Source organism: Pseudomonas sp. GW823-FHT02C02 (genome assembly GCF_058797635.1).
Genome location: NZ_JBXAJV010000010.1, coordinates 89,015 through 102,573 on the forward strand (window position 1 = coordinate 89,015; position 13,559 = coordinate 102,573).

A 13,559-nucleotide genomic window follows, 5' to 3' on the forward strand; every position below is an offset into this window, starting at 1 on the left:
CATTTGGTTTTGGCCTGTCGCGACTTTCCTAGTTGGCTTCTTTTACCGCGCTGAGAAACGCGCAAGTACGTTCCTGTTGCGGGTGCTCGAAGATCTGCTGCGGCGTGCCTTGTTCATGGATCTGGCCCTTGTAGAAGAAGCACACGCGATCAGCGAACTCCCGGGCAAACCCCATCTGGTGTGTGACCATCAGCATGGTCAGGTTGTGCTCGGCACCGAGTTTGCGGATCACGTTGAGCACTTCGCCGCACAATTCCGGGTCGAGCGCCGAGGTGACTTCGTCAAACAGCATGACCTTGGGCCGCATCGCCAATGCCCGGGCAATCGCGACCCGTTGTTGCTGCCCGCCCGACAGTTGCGAAGGGTAATGCCCCAGTTTGCTGCCCAGCCCGACCAGTTCCAGCAAATCTGCCGCCCGTTCCCGCGCTTCGGCCGGTTTCATGCCGAGCACCTGCACCGGCGCTTCGATGACGTTTTGCAGCGCCGTCATGTGCGGGAACAGGTTGAAGCTCTGGAACACCATGCCGATCTTGCCGCGAACGCGACGGATATGCCGATCATTGGCCGGTACCAGCACGCCATTGCGGTTAGGCATGTGGGTCAGCAGGTCATCCTCGATGCGGATCAGTCCGTCATCGATGCCCTCAAGCGTCATCAACACCCGCAGCAGCGTGGATTTGCCGGAGCCACTGGGGCCGATGATCGCGACTTTCTCCCCTGGCGTAACGTCCAGGTTCAGGTGGTCGAGTACGGTGAAATTGCCGTAACTCTTGGTGACGTCCTGGAAGCTGACAATCGGCTTGACCGGATTGGGTTCATGCATGGCCGTGGCCTCCTGCGGATGCAGCGGTGACGGATGGCTGCGCCGGGAAAGGTCGGTAGGTGTCGAGAGTGGAGAAGTCATTAGCGTAGCTCCAGGCGCACTTCAAGGCGCCGTACCAGATAAGCCAAGGCGATGCTCAGGGCGAGGAAAAACAGACCGACCATGGTGATCGGCTCCAGGTAGCGGAAGTTCTCGGAACCGATGTTTTTGGCCTGTTGCATGATTTCCACCACGGTAATCGCCGACAGCACCGGTGTGTCCTTGAGCATCGCCACCAGGTAGTTGCCCAATGGCGGCAGGATCGGCCGCAGGGCCTGGGGCAAGATGATGTTGCGGTAGGCGCTATAGGGCGCGATGTTCAGCGCCGTGACCGCTTCCCATTGCGCTCGCGGCACGGCGTCGAGGCCACCGCGATACACCTCGGCGATGTAGCAGGCGTAATGCAGGCCGATGCCGAGAATCCCGACTTGCATGGCCGTCATGCTGACGCCGTAATTGGGCAGCACGTAGTAGAGGAAATACACCTGGATCAGCAGCGGCGTGCTGCGGATGAACTCGATCACCCCGGTCGCCGGCCACGACAACCAGACTCTGCGGCTGCGTCGGCCAATCGCCAGGAACAGCCCCAGGACAATGGCGATCAGGAAACCGATCAGGGTAATCCCCACGGTGTTGAGCGAAGCGCGCAGCAAATCGGGGAGGATTTGCCAGGCGTAGGTCCAGTCGAACAGTGTCATGACAGACCTCCACGCATCCGCCCGCGAGCCAGACGCCGCTCTATCTGGCGCATGCCGATATTGATGGCTTGCGCCAGGACGAAGTAGATCACCAGCGCCAGGCTGAAGATTTCCAGGGTCTGGAAGGTTGCCTGATCGAGTTGCCGGGCACGAAAGCTCAGGTCCGACAACGTGATCAGCGACACCAGCGAGGTGTTTTTCAGCAATTCGATCAGCAGGTTGGTGCCGGGTGGGATGGCCGCAAGTAAGGCCTGCGGCAGGATGATCCGCCGAAAGCGTTTGTAGCCGCTGAAGTTCAGCGCCGTGGACGCTTCGTACTGACCTTTGGCGACCGAGCTGATCGCGCCGCGCATCACCTCGGCGCCGTAAGCGCCGATGTGCAGGCCGAGGCCGACAATGGCCACGCTGTAGGGGCTCAGCTCAATATTGAACGGCGGCAACGGCAGCACAAAAAACAGCCAGAACAATTGCACCAGCAACGACGTGCCGCGGAACACTTCAATGTAAGCAATCGAAAACCAGCGCAGTGCCCGCCATGGCGACATGCGCCCGAGTGCCGCCAGAATGGCGGCGACAATCGCCAGCAGCGAGCCGAAGAATGTCACCTGGAGGGTTACCCAGGCGCCTTGTATCAACAGCGGAAGTAATTCACCCATGATTCAACCTGGCCATCCGGAGTAAGCAGGGGAAATAGGCATCGCGCCGTGGCGCCATGCCTGTTTCGACTATTGAGCGCAGAGCTCGGCAGCCGTTTTGCTTGTCACGTTGGATTTGTCGAAGCCGAAAGGGGCGACCGCCTTGAGGTGCTCTTCGGAGCCCAGCCACTTTTTCATCTCGGCGTTGACCGCATCACGCAGGTCCTTGTCTTCCGCGCGGAAAGCGAGGGCGCCGTAGCCGATGTGCGACGGATCGTCCTTGAACTCAGTGACGGCTTCGACTTTCTCGCCGCCCTTGGCGGCCAGGCCTTTCATGGTCAGTTGCGTGCCCACTGCCGCGTCGGCACGGCCGGCGCGCACGGCTTGCAGCTGCGCGGTGGTGTCCGGCACCTGAAGGATTTGCGCATCCTTCACGCCGGAGTCACGCGCATAGGCCAGGTTCACCGTGCCGGCCATGATCGCCAGCTTCACATCAGGGTTCTTGGCGATGTCTTCATAGCTGTGCAGGTTCTTCGGGTTGCCTTTGGCCGTGAGCAGGGCGTCCGGCAGTTGGTACTGCGGATCAGTAAACAGCACCTGCTTGCAACGAGCCGGGGTGATGTACATGCCGGCGGCAATCACGTCGAATCGCCCCGCGCGCAGTCCCGGGATCAAGGAGCCCCATTCGGTCAACACGCCGTCGACTTTCTTGATGCCCATCTTCTCGAAGATCGCTTTGGCGATTTCCGGCGATTCGCCGGTAACCTTGCCGTCGGTTTCGGTATAGGCGAAAGGGGTTTCGTTGGCGTAACCGATGCGAATGCTGCTGTTCTGTTTGACGGTTTCCAGCGTATTGGCGGCGTGAGCGCTGGCGGCCAGGCCGAACAAGGCACACGCCACGAACAGACGACGCAAAACATGGGGGGTGCGGGTGGGGAAATTGCTCATCGATAAAATCTCCTGTTTCTTGTGGACCCGTCTGTGACGGCTCTGTGGTAGGAGGCAGTGTGACAAGAGCAAAGCGTATAAGGACTGATCCATGGCGCGGGACGCAGTTCCGATACAGGTCGATTGGTTTTGTTGTAGGGGCTTGAAACGTGCCCGGGCATCGACCTTGGTCCGAGCATACAAAAGCCTCAGGCATCGTGGCATTGCACTAGGACAATTGCTTTGCATGTATTCTCGCGGGATGCTGTGCGCACTGGCACCTACGCGGGTTTTAGCGCCGATGGATAAGTGGAAAGCAGCATTGGACGTCGCCCGCAGCGGTGAGTCCAAATACAAGATCCTGGTGCAGGCCATCGCCGATGACATCGAGCAAGGCGTGTTGGCCAACGATCAGCGCCTGCCGCCGCAACGGCACGTCGCCGATGCGATGGGCATCAGCGTGCAGACGGTCACCAACGCCTATAAGGAGCTGGAGCGCCAGGGGCTGGTGCGTTGCGAAGTCGGGCGCGGCAGCTTTGTGTCGCGACGCATGAGCGATCGGGTCGCCACCTATATTCTCGACAGCCCCGAGCGGGCCCTGGTGGATTTTTCCATCACCCGGATCATGCACACCCGTGAGCATGACCAGTTCTGGCGCGAGACCTGCCGCGAACTCAGCACCGAAGAGGATCAGCCGTGGATTCATGCATTTCGTCCGATTGCCGGGTTCGAATCGCACCGGGAAGCGGCCATGCACTGGATCGGGCGACAAGGGTTACGGGTCGAGCGTGACGACATCCTGATCACCAACGGCGCGGCCCACGGCATCTTTCTCGCGCTGGCTTCCTTGGCCGGCCCGGACGATGTGGTGCTGTGCGAGGGCGTCACCGACCACGGTGTGATCGGCAATTCCCAGGTGCTGGGGTTTACCCTCAAAGGCCTGGAGATGGACCGTTACGGCATTGACCCCGAGCATTTTGAAGACATGTGCAGTAACGAGCGCATCACCGCGCTGGTCTGTACACCGAACCTGAACAACCCCACCACCAGCCTGATGCCGGATAGCCGCCGGCGTGAAATCGCCGAGATCGCCCGGCGCTTCGGGGTGCACATCATTGAAGACGATGTGTACGGCCCGTTGCTCGATGAGCGACGCGCGCCGCCGATCAGTCATTACCTGCCGGAGCTGTCGTTCTATTGCACCAGCATGACCAAGTCGGTGCTCACCGGTTTGCGCATCGGTTATCTGGTCGTGCCCAAGCGGCTGGCGCTGCGCACCGAGAGTATCTTGCGGGTCAACAGCTGGATGGCCACGCCCATGGTGTCCGAGATCGCGGCGCGCTGGATTCGTGATGGTCGCGCCGACACCCTGGTGGGCCTGCAGCGCAAACTCCTGGCGGGCCGCCAGGCGCTGGTCACTGAGTATCTGGACGAATACCTGATCGCCCAGCACCCCTATGCCTTGAACGCCTGGATCGGAATTCCGCCCCATTGGGAAATCGACAGCCTGGTCCGGGCATTGCGCCACAAACACATTGCCGTCACTTCACCTGACCCGTTCACCGTGCGCGGCACGCCTCGGCCGCGAGCGGTGCGGGTCTGTGTGGGCGCCGAATGCAGTGATGAAGAAATGCGTGTTGCGCTGATCGGCATGCGCGAGATCTTTGGCCAGTACCCGCAGATCCATGACTTTTGAGCGAGAAAAAGTTCGCGAAAAGTTTGTCGGCTAAATTGCCCTAGTACATTCATCGCGACAATCCAGCCCTCTTAGACTGCGCCCAACACCTCGGTTGGGATGCGGTCATGTCAGCACTGCAATTGAACGATATTTACCTCGCTCGCCAGCGGATCGAATCGTTGGTTCGGCGAACGCCCATGGAGTATTCACCCAGCCTCTCGCAGCGCTTGGGTGTGGCGGTGTTTCTCAAGCTCGAATCCCTGCAACTGACCGGCAGCTTCAAGTTGCGTGGCGCCAGCAATGCCGTGGCGCAGCTTGATGTCGAGCAAAAGGCCCGTGGCGTGGTGGCCGCCTCGACCGGCAATCACGGTCGGGCGCTGGCGTATGCCGCGTCCCGGCAAGGTGTGAGGGCGACCATTTGCCTGTCGCGCCTGGTGCCGGCGAACAAGGTGCAGGCCATTCGGGATCTGGGGGCCGAGGTGTGCATCGTCGGTCACTCTCAGGACGATGCCCAGCGCGAAGCCGAACGGATTGCCAGCGAGCAGGGCGCGACATTGCTGCCGCCCTTCGACCACCCGGCGATCATCGCGGGGCAAGGCACCCTCGGGCTGGAAATCCTCGAGCAGCAGCCAGAGGTGGCGCAAGTGCTGGTGCCGTTATCCGGCGGCGGTCTGTTTGCCGGCGTGGCACTGGCGATCAAAAGCGCCAATCCACACATCGTCACTCACGGCATCAGCATGCAGCGCGGCGCGGCGATGCACGCCAGCCTTGAAGCCGGGCATCCGGTCGAAGTCGAAGAGTTGCCGACCCTGGCCGATTCGCTCGGCGGCGGCATCGGTCTGGACAATCGTTACACCTTCAACATGACTCGCAACCTGTGCGACCACCTGCATTTGCTCAGCGAAGCCTCTATCGCCAATGCCATCCGCCATGCCTACCGCGAAGAGCGTCTGGTGCTCGAAGGCGCGGCGGCGGTCGGCATTGCCGCGTTGCTCGACGGCTTGATTGAGCCGCGCGGGCCGATCGTGGTGGTGGTCAGCGGCCGTAACGTCGATGTCGATCAGCATTTACGCGTGCTCGCCGGAGCCGATGCGTGAACCCCACAACAATAACCATCCGATTGGAGCGCTGCGTTGATGAGTGACATTACTTTATTGAGCGAAGCGGATTTGCGCGCTTGTGTGGCGCTGGATTTGCCGAGTATCGAAGCCATCGAGCAAGCCTTTGTGCTGCTGGCCACGGCCGCCGTGGCAATGCCGCCGATCCTGCGTCTGGACATTCCGGAGCACAACGGCGAAGTGGACGTGAAGACCGCGTATCTGCCGGGTCTGGAGCGTTTTGCGATCAAGGTCAGTCCGGGCTTTTTCGATAACCCGGCACTCGGCCTGCCGAGCCTCAACGGCATGATGATGCTGTTGTCGGCGCGCACCGGTTTGCTGGAGGCCTTGTTGCTGGATAACGGTTACCTGACGGCCGTGCGCACTGCGGCGGCGGGTGCGGTGGCGGCGCGGGCCCTGTCGCGGCCCGACAGTCGCAACGTTGCGCTGATCGGGGCCGGCGAGCAGGCCGCGCTGCAGTTGCAGGCCTTGCGCCTGGTGCGTCCGATTAAATCGGTGCGCGTCTGGGCGCGTGACAGCGCCAAGGCAAACAGCTTCAGTGCAGAACTGGCGCGCAGCAGCGGTCTGGCGGTGACGCCTTGCGCGAGTATCGAAGAGGCCATGGCCGACGCGGACATTGCGATCACTTGCACGCCCAGTCGTGAACCCTTGATTGAAGCGCGCCATTTGCATCCCGGCCTGCACATCACTGCCATGGGCTCCGACGCCGAACACAAAAACGAAATTTCGCCCCGGGCGTTGGCGCAGGCCGACCTCTACGTGGCTGATCGCTTGAGCCAGACCCGCCTCCTCGGTGAATTGCATCACGCCTTGGCGGCCGGCGTCATGGCCGATGAATCGCGCCTGGTCGAGTTGGGTCAGGTGCTGGCCGGGCAACGTCCCGGCCGCACCGATGCGGCACAGATCACCGTGTGTGACCTCACCGGTACCGGCGCTCAAGACACCGCCATCGCCAATCTGGCCTTCGAGCGTTCGCGCTCGGCCGGCAAGGGTTTCCAGTTCGGCAGCTAAGCCGTTTTTTCCTCCGTGCGTCATTTATCAGAGGGCATGTGCATGTCTCAGATAGTCGTCAATCTCCCGTTCGAACGGGAGGAATACGCCCAGCGTCTGGCCAGGGTTCGAGCGGCCATGCAGGCTCAGGGCATCGAGTTGCTGCTGGTCACTGATCCATCGAACATGGCCTGGCTGACCGGCTATGACGGTTGGTCGTTTTACGTCCATCAATGCGTGTTGCTGGCGCTCGACGGCGAACCGGTCTGGTTCGGGCGCGGGCAAGATGCCAACGGCGCCAAACGCACCGTGTTCATGCAGCATGAAAACATCATCGGGTACCCGGACATTTATGTGCAGTCCCGGGAACGCCATCCAATGGATTACCTGTCGCGCGAAGTCATCAGCGCTCGCGGCTGGGACGCGCTGACCATTGGCGTGGAAATGGACAACTATTACTTCAGCGCCGCCGCCTATCTGTCGCTGAAGAAACACCTGCCAAAGGCCTCGCTGATCGACGCGGTCGGGCTGGTGAACTGGCAGCGGGCGATCAAGTCGCCCCAGGAAATCGCCTACATGCGCATCGCCGCGCGCATCGTCGAAAACATGCACGCGCGGATCCTTGAACGCATTGAGCCGGGCATGCGCAAAAACGAACTGGTGGCCGAGATCTACAGCAGCGGCATTCTCGGCGCCGACGGTCATGGCGGTGATTACCCGGCCATCGTGCCGCTGTTGCCGACCGGCGCCGATGCCAGCGCGCCGCACCTGACCTGGGACGACACGCCATTCGAAAAGGGCGCCGGCACGTTCTTCGAAATTGCCGGTTGCTACAAGCGATATCACTGCCCGTTGTCGCGCACCATTTACCTGGGCAAACCGCCGCAGCATTTCCTCGACGGCGAAAAAGCCGTGGTCGAAGGCATCGCCGCCGGGCTCGAAGCGGCCAAGCCAGGAAACACCACGGGTGACATTGCCGTCGCGTTTTTCAAAGTGCTGGAGAAGTTCGGCATCCACAAGGACAGCCGTTGCGGTTATCCGATCGGGATCAGTTATCCGCCGGATTGGGGCGAGCGCACCATGAGCTTGCGTCCCGGCGACACCAGCGTGTTGCAACCGGGCATGACCTTCCACTTCATGCCGGGCCTGTGGATGGACGATTGGGGGCTGGAAATCACCGAGAGCATTTTGATCACCGAGACCGGTGTCGAAACGTTGTGCAACGTGCCACGCCAACTGTTCGTGAAGGATTGAGCCATGAGCGAATTGCCTGATAACCCGATCAGCGCCACGGTGGATTTCGCCCGCGAAGGCGTGCAGCACGGGTTTCTCAAACTGCCGTATTCGCGGGACGATTCTGCCTGGGGCGCGGTGATGATTCCGCTGACGGTGATTCAGCGTGGTCAGGGACCGACGGCGCTGCTGACCGGCGGTAACCACGGCGACGAATACGAAGGCCCGGTTGCGCTGAGCAAACTGGCGCAGGGGCTGACGGCTGGTGAAGTGAGCGGGCGGGTGATCATCGTCCCGTTCATGAATACCCCGGCGTTCCACGCCGGACGGCGCACGTCGCCCATCGACAAGGGCAACCTGAATCGCAGTTTTCCCGGCAAGCCGGACGGCACGGTGACCGAGAAAATCGCCGATTACTTCAACCGGACCTTGTTGCCTTTGGCCGATATCGTGCTGGACATTCATTCCGGCGGCCGCACCCTGGATTTCCTGCCGTTCGCCGCGTGTCATGTGCTGCCCGATAAACACCAGCAGGCCCGATGCGAAGCCGGCATGCGCGCGTTCAATGCCCCGTACAGCATGCGCATGCTGGAGCTGGATGCGGGGGCGATGTACGACACAGCCGCCGAGCGACAGGGCAAAGTTTTCGTCACCACCGAACTGGGTGGCGGTGGTTCGTCCAGCGCACGCAGTGTGGCGATCGCCGAGCGCGGGGTGCGCAATCTGCTGGTGCATGCCGGGATTCTCGAAGGCGAGGTCCAGACCGCTGCGTCGATCATGCTCGACATGCCGGATGCTGATTGCTTCATTGCCAGCGAACATGACGGCTTGCTGGAAATGTGTCGCGATCTGGGTGACAACGTGAGTAAGGGCGAGGTGATTGCCCGGGTTTATGACGCCACCCGCAGCGGTGTTGCCCCGGTGGAGTATCGTGCGGCCCGCAGCGGTTTGCTGGCGGCGCGGCATTTTCCCGGGTTGGTGCAGTGCGGTGACACCGTGGCAGTCATCGCCGAAGTATTGGCGTAACACATTCCTTGTGGGAGCGGGCACGTCAGCTCCCACAAGGTCCCAATGGCACAGGAGTTCCTCGGCCCATGCACAAGCTTGATCGCTACGACCTGAAAATCCTGCGAATCCTTGCCGAAGACGGGCGGATCACCAAGTCGAGCCTGGCCGACGCGATCAATCTATCGGTGACCCCGGCCTGGGAGCGCGTGCGCAAACTGGAAGCGCTTGGGTTGATCAAGGGCTACCGGGCGCAGATTGACTGGAATGCGGTATTCAAAAGTCAGCAGGTCCTGGTCGAAATCACCCTGGCCCGACACACCGCACAGGATATGCGCCGGTTCGAGCAACGCATGTGCGAGGCAGCTGAAGTGGCGTTCTGTTACGCCACCGGTGGCGGGGTGGATTACATGGCGATGATCCAGGCGCCGGACATCGATCACTACCAGCGGTTTATCGACCAGCTGCTGCTCGACGATCTGGGCATCGAGCGTTACTTCACCTACATCGTGACCAAGACCATCAAGACCGCCGGCGCCTTGCCAGCGGAGCTGGCACAAGAGCCCTGAACACGACAGATCCGTGTGGGAGAGGGCTTGCTCACGTTGACTGACACGCCGCTTTCGCGAGCTGGCTCGCTCCCACATGACTGCTTGTCTGACTGAAAGAACAGTGTTCGTTAAGGGTCACCGCAAAATCTTCGGTTTTGCGCTGTTCAATCAGAAAAAACCGCCTGCCAAGCCCCGCCAAACACCCAATAACCCGAGCCGAGCTGCCCTAGCATGGTTCCACGCACACGGTTTGGAGTAACCGCCATGACATACAAACATCCGCTGCTGTTCAAGGCACTGTGTTACGTCGATGGGCATTGGGTCCACAGCGACAGTGGTCACAGTGTCGCCGTGCATAACCCTGCCGACCTGAAATTGATCGGCCACGTGCCGATGCTCGATCAGCCGCAGATTGTCGCGGCTGTCGATGCCGCGCACCGGGCCTTTGCCGGCTGGCGCGAACAAAGCCTCGATGCGCGTGGGACGATTTTGCGGCGCTGGGCGGCGTTGATCCTTGAGCATCAGGAAGACCTGGCACGCATCCTCAGTCAGGAACAAGGCAAGCCGCTGGCCGAGTCTCGTGGGGAAATCGCTTACGCCGCGAGTTTCATTCCCTGGTTCGCCGAGGAAGCACGGCGTCTTTATGGGCAAAACATTCCCAGCCACATTCCTGGTGCACATCTGGGCACTCTCAAGGAGCCGGTCGGCGTCTGTGCACTGCTGACACCGTGGAATTTCCCGTCGGCCATGATCACCCGCAAAGCGGCCGCCGCCCTGGCCGCTGGCTGCACCGTAGTGATCAAACCGGCCCATGAAACGCCTTTTTCAGCGTTGGCGCTGGCGCAACTGGCGGAGGAGGCGGGCTTCCCGGCGGGCGTGTTCAACGTGGTGCTGGGCGAGCCGCAGATGACCATGCAAACCCTGGTGCAGGACAGCCGCGTGCGTTCGGTCAGCTTCACCGGCTCGACCCGCGTCGGCAAGTTGGTGCTGCAAGCGGCGGCGCAGGACGTGAAGAAAGTCTCGCTGGAACTGGGCGGCAATGCGCCGTTCATCGTCTGCGCCGATGCCGATCTGGCGCTGGCGGTGAAAGTCGCCGTAGAAGCCAAATTCCAGACCTCCGGTCAGGATTGCTGCGCGGCCAACCGGATCATGGTGCAGCGCTCGATTTACCCGGAATTCCTCCAGCGCTTTGCCGCTGCGGTTCGCGAGCTGCGGGTCGGTCCGGCCCTGGTGGGCGATCAAGAACAACCTGTCGACATCGGCCCGTTGATGCACCGGGCCGCTTTCGAGGTGACGGCCGAGCGTGTGGCTGACGCCCTTCAACTCGGTGCGCAACGCTTGGTCGGCGGCGAGGCTCACGCCTTGGGGGGATTGTTCTACCAGCCGACGGTGCTCGCGGATGTCACCCCGCAGATGCGCATCTATCGCGAAGAGAATTTCGCGCCGATTGCGGGGGTGATGCCTTTTGACACCCTTGAGCACGCCATCGAAATGGCCAACGACACCGAATACGGTTTGGCCGCCTACATTTGTTCCAATCGCCTGGACCTGATCTACCCGCTGATTCGCCGACTCGACCACGCCATGGTCGCGGTCAACGGCGTCAAGTTCACCGGCCATCCAATTCCGTTCGGTGGCATGAAAGCCTCGGGTCTGGGCCGCGAAGGCGGCACCGAGGGCTTCGAAGCCTTTGTCGAAACCAAATACTTTTGCCTGCACCATCAAGGCCAGTTCTAAGGAGACATGTCATGAACCAAGAACTCGATACCCTGTTCGAACAAGACCGCGCGCACTTCATGCACCCCTCGACCCACGCCCATGACCACGCCAGCGGCGCGCTCAAGGGACGCATCATCAAGAGTGCGTCGGGCATTCGCATCCGCGACCACGAGGGCCGCGACTTCATCGATGCCTTCGCCGGCCTGTACTGCGTGAACATCGGCTACGGCCGTACCGAAGTCGCCGATGCGATCTACAAGCAGGCCAAGGAGCTGGCGTATTACCACACCTATGTGGGGCATTCGACCGAGGCGATCATCGAGTTGTCCAGCCGCATCATGGACTGGGCGCCGCAGGGCATGAAAAAGGTCTATTACGGTCTGTCCGGGTCTGACGCCAACGAAACCCAGATCAAACTGGTGCGTTACTACAACAACGTATTGGGTCGCCCGCAGAAGAAGAAAATCATCTCCCGCGATCGCGGTTATCACGGCTCGGGCATCATGACCGGCAGCCTCACCGGCCTGCCGACTTTTCATCAGCACTTCGACCTGCCGGCCGAAGGCGTCAAACACACCGTTTGCCCGCACTGGTACCGCAAGGCGCCGGCCGGCATGGATGAAGCGGCGTTCGTGCGCTATTGCGCCGACGAACTGGAGAAAATGATCCTCGCCGAAGGGCCGGACACCGTGGCCGCGTTCATCGGCGAGCCGTTGATGGGCACCGGCGGCATCATCGTTCCTCCGGCGGGTTATTGGGCGGCGATTCAAGCGGTGCTCAACAAATACGACGTGTTGCTGATCGCCGATGAAGTGGTGTGCGCATTCGGTCGGCTGGGTTCGAAGATGGGCAGCCAGCGTTACGGCATGCAGCCGGACTTGATCACCACCGCCAAGGGCCTGACGAGCGCCTATGCACCATTGTCGGCAGTGATCGTCGGCGAAAAAGTATGGGAAGTAATCGAAAAAGCCTCTGAATCACAAGGTGCAATGGGCCATGGCTGGACGTACTCCGGTCACCCGATCTGCGCCGCCGCGGCCTTGGCCAACCTCGATATTCTGGAGCGGGAAAACCTCACCACCAACGCCGAGAAAGTAGGCAGCTACCTGAACCGCCGGTTGCGCGAAACCCTGGAAGGCCATCCGCTGGTGGGTGAAGTGCGCGGTGACGGCATGCTTGCCGCCGTCGAGTTCATGGCCGATCGCGAGCAGCGCACGCCGTTCGACGCCGCCTTGAAGGTCGGCCCGAAAGTTTCGGCGGCCTGTCTCGAGCGCGGCATGATTGCCCGGGCGATGCCTCACGGCGACATTCTCGGCTTTGCGCCGCCGTTGATTTTGACCGAGGAAGAAGCCGACCTGATCGTCGACATCACCAAGAGCGCGGTGGATCAGGTGGCCAGCGAAGTGCTTGGCTGATCCCCAGCCTGGTTGAACAGGGCCCGTCCGATTCACAGATCGGGCGGGCTTTTTTGCGTCGCCTTTTCAGGCCCGCGAAGAGGTCAGGACAGGCACCAAAAATCCTCAATCAGAAACAAAAAAACCTCGGACAATCACTCGTCCGAGGTTTTTGGTGTCGCGCGAGACCTGATTACTTCTTCAGGCCGTAATGCTCATCGAGCATGCCCGGCGCGTTCGGAGCTTTGGGGGCGTAGTCGCGAGGCGGCTCCTGATTGCGCGGTGGCGTCAGGCGTTCCCGTGGAGCCTGTGCCGAATCGGCGTGCAGGGCGGCCAGCAAGCGTTGACGAGTCTGCTCGTCCAGGGCCAGGCGGTTGGCACCCTCGGCGAGGTGATCCTGCACTTCCTGATAGCTCGCAGTCAGCTTCTTGACCAGGTTTGCAGTGCTGTTGAAGTGGGTGACCACCTCGTTCTGATAACTGTCGAAACGTTCCTGAATGTCATCCAGCTGACGTTGGGTGCTGCTAGGCGCGGCATTCGGCACCAAACGAGCGATCAGGAAACCAATGGCGACACCCACAACCAGGGCAAGAGTCGGCAACAACCAAACTAAGAGCGAGTGTTCCACGAGTCCTTCCTCTATAAACGGCTTTGCTTTACGTTAACGGCTCGAACCTGCGCTGTATACCGCGATTCACTCGCAATAGATTGGCACAGACAATTTGCTAGACGAGTCGACCCGATTCGAG

Annotated in this window: 13 protein-coding genes; 8 read left to right on the top strand and 5 right to left on the bottom strand. The window is 61.1% G+C overall.

Annotated elements, in window-relative coordinates; genetic code table 11:
- Positions 1-28: 28 nt before the first annotated feature.
- The 4 genes from ehuA to ehuB form a co-directional block, all read right to left on the bottom strand.
- Positions 29-823, bottom strand: a complete 795-nt coding sequence (gene ehuA / locus AC1ROI_RS18875) for an ectoine/hydroxyectoine ABC transporter ATP-binding protein EhuA (protein WP_010458189.1) — start codon at positions 821-823, stop codon at positions 29-31.
- 80 nt (positions 824-903) lie between these two features.
- Positions 904-1,560, bottom strand: a complete 657-nt coding sequence (gene ehuD, locus AC1ROI_RS18880) for an ectoine/hydroxyectoine ABC transporter permease subunit EhuD (protein WP_010458188.1) — start codon at positions 1,558-1,560, stop codon at positions 904-906.
- The gene (ehuC, locus tag AC1ROI_RS18885; protein WP_010458187.1) at positions 1,557-2,216 is read right to left on the bottom strand and encodes an ectoine/hydroxyectoine ABC transporter permease subunit EhuC; all 660 of its coding nucleotides are present in this window, start codon (positions 2,214-2,216) and stop codon (positions 1,557-1,559) included. The genes ehuD and ehuC overlap by 4 nt, the downstream gene beginning before the upstream one ends.
- A gap of 69 nt (positions 2,217-2,285) precedes the next feature.
- Positions 2,286-3,143, bottom strand: coding sequence for an ectoine/hydroxyectoine ABC transporter substrate-binding protein EhuB (gene ehuB / locus AC1ROI_RS18890; RefSeq protein WP_102593537.1), 858 nt, complete (start codon positions 3,141-3,143; stop codon positions 2,286-2,288).
- A 280-nt stretch (positions 3,144-3,423) separates the two neighbouring features.
- On the opposite strand from ehuB, the gene ehuR reads away from it, so the two are divergent.
- From ehuR to AC1ROI_RS18930, 8 genes are all read left to right on the top strand, one after another.
- On the top strand, positions 3,424-4,818 hold the full coding sequence (gene ehuR / locus AC1ROI_RS18895) for a MocR-like ectoine utilization transcription factor EhuR (protein ID WP_042932568.1): 1,395 nt from the start codon (positions 3,424-3,426) through the stop codon (positions 4,816-4,818).
- A 107-nt stretch (positions 4,819-4,925) separates the two neighbouring features.
- A complete protein-coding gene (eutB, locus tag AC1ROI_RS18900) occupies positions 4,926-5,897 on the top strand; it encodes a hydroxyectoine utilization dehydratase EutB (RefSeq protein WP_010458182.1) in 972 nt (323 codons plus the stop codon).
- Positions 5,898-5,936: 39 nt separating this feature from the next.
- On the top strand, positions 5,937-6,929 hold the full coding sequence (locus AC1ROI_RS18905; protein WP_102593538.1) for a cyclodeaminase: 993 nt from the start codon (positions 5,937-5,939) through the stop codon (positions 6,927-6,929).
- A 42-nt stretch (positions 6,930-6,971) separates the two neighbouring features.
- Complete coding sequence (gene doeA / locus AC1ROI_RS18910; protein ID WP_102593539.1) at positions 6,972-8,162, top strand: ectoine hydrolase DoeA; 1,191 nt, start codon at positions 6,972-6,974, stop codon at positions 8,160-8,162.
- Positions 8,163-8,165: 3 nt separating this feature from the next.
- Positions 8,166-9,167, top strand: a complete 1,002-nt coding sequence (doeB, locus tag AC1ROI_RS18915; RefSeq protein ID WP_010458176.1) for a N(2)-acetyl-L-2,4-diaminobutanoate deacetylase DoeB — start codon at positions 8,166-8,168, stop codon at positions 9,165-9,167.
- Between the two features lie 68 nt (positions 9,168-9,235).
- Positions 9,236-9,715: an Lrp/AsnC family transcriptional regulator gene (locus tag AC1ROI_RS18920; protein ID WP_083375771.1), complete on the top strand. Its 480-nt coding sequence runs from the start codon at positions 9,236-9,238 to the stop codon at positions 9,713-9,715.
- Between the two features lie 246 nt (positions 9,716-9,961).
- Complete coding sequence (locus AC1ROI_RS18925; protein ID WP_010458172.1) at positions 9,962-11,434, top strand: NAD-dependent succinate-semialdehyde dehydrogenase; 1,473 nt, start codon at positions 9,962-9,964, stop codon at positions 11,432-11,434.
- Positions 11,435-11,445: 11 nt separating this feature from the next.
- The gene (locus tag AC1ROI_RS18930; protein WP_102593540.1) at positions 11,446-12,831 is read left to right on the top strand and encodes an aspartate aminotransferase family protein; all 1,386 of its coding nucleotides are present in this window, start codon (positions 11,446-11,448) and stop codon (positions 12,829-12,831) included.
- Between the two features lie 172 nt (positions 12,832-13,003).
- Here the strand turns inward: AC1ROI_RS18930 and AC1ROI_RS18935 are convergent, their stop codons facing one another.
- Positions 13,004-13,438 carry a Z-ring associated ZapG family protein gene (locus tag AC1ROI_RS18935; RefSeq protein ID WP_010458168.1) on the bottom strand — a complete coding sequence of 145 codons (435 nt, stop codon included), beginning with the start codon at positions 13,436-13,438 and terminating at the stop codon, positions 13,004-13,006.
- Positions 13,439-13,559 lie beyond the last annotated feature (121 nt).

What these genes read in the sequence shown, in the direction of transcription:
- ehuR (WP_042932568.1), top strand. Translation starts at nt 3,424, where the DNA reads ATGGATAAGTGGAAAGCAGCATTGGACGTCGCCCGCAGCGGTGAGTCC.
- ehuA (WP_010458189.1), bottom strand. Translation starts at nt 823, where the DNA reads ATGCATGAACCCAATCCGGTCAAGCCGATTGTCAGCTTCCAGGACGTC.
- AC1ROI_RS18905 (WP_102593538.1), top strand. Translation starts at nt 5,937, where the DNA reads ATGAGTGACATTACTTTATTGAGCGAAGCGGATTTGCGCGCTTGTGTG.
- doeB (WP_010458176.1), top strand. Translation starts at nt 8,166, where the DNA reads ATGAGCGAATTGCCTGATAACCCGATCAGCGCCACGGTGGATTTCGCC.
- AC1ROI_RS18930 (WP_102593540.1), top strand. Translation starts at nt 11,446, where the DNA reads ATGAACCAAGAACTCGATACCCTGTTCGAACAAGACCGCGCGCACTTC.
- ehuD (WP_010458188.1), bottom strand. Translation starts at nt 1,560, where the DNA reads ATGACACTGTTCGACTGGACCTACGCCTGGCAAATCCTCCCCGATTTG.
- eutB (WP_010458182.1), top strand. Translation starts at nt 4,926, where the DNA reads ATGTCAGCACTGCAATTGAACGATATTTACCTCGCTCGCCAGCGGATC.
- ehuB (WP_102593537.1), bottom strand. Translation starts at nt 3,143, where the DNA reads ATGAGCAATTTCCCCACCCGCACCCCCCATGTTTTGCGTCGTCTGTTC.
- AC1ROI_RS18920 (WP_083375771.1), top strand. Translation starts at nt 9,236, where the DNA reads ATGCACAAGCTTGATCGCTACGACCTGAAAATCCTGCGAATCCTTGCC.
- ehuC (WP_010458187.1), bottom strand. Translation starts at nt 2,216, where the DNA reads ATGGGTGAATTACTTCCGCTGTTGATACAAGGCGCCTGGGTAACCCTC.
- AC1ROI_RS18925 (WP_010458172.1), top strand. Translation starts at nt 9,962, where the DNA reads ATGACATACAAACATCCGCTGCTGTTCAAGGCACTGTGTTACGTCGAT.
- doeA (WP_102593539.1), top strand. Translation starts at nt 6,972, where the DNA reads ATGTCTCAGATAGTCGTCAATCTCCCGTTCGAACGGGAGGAATACGCC.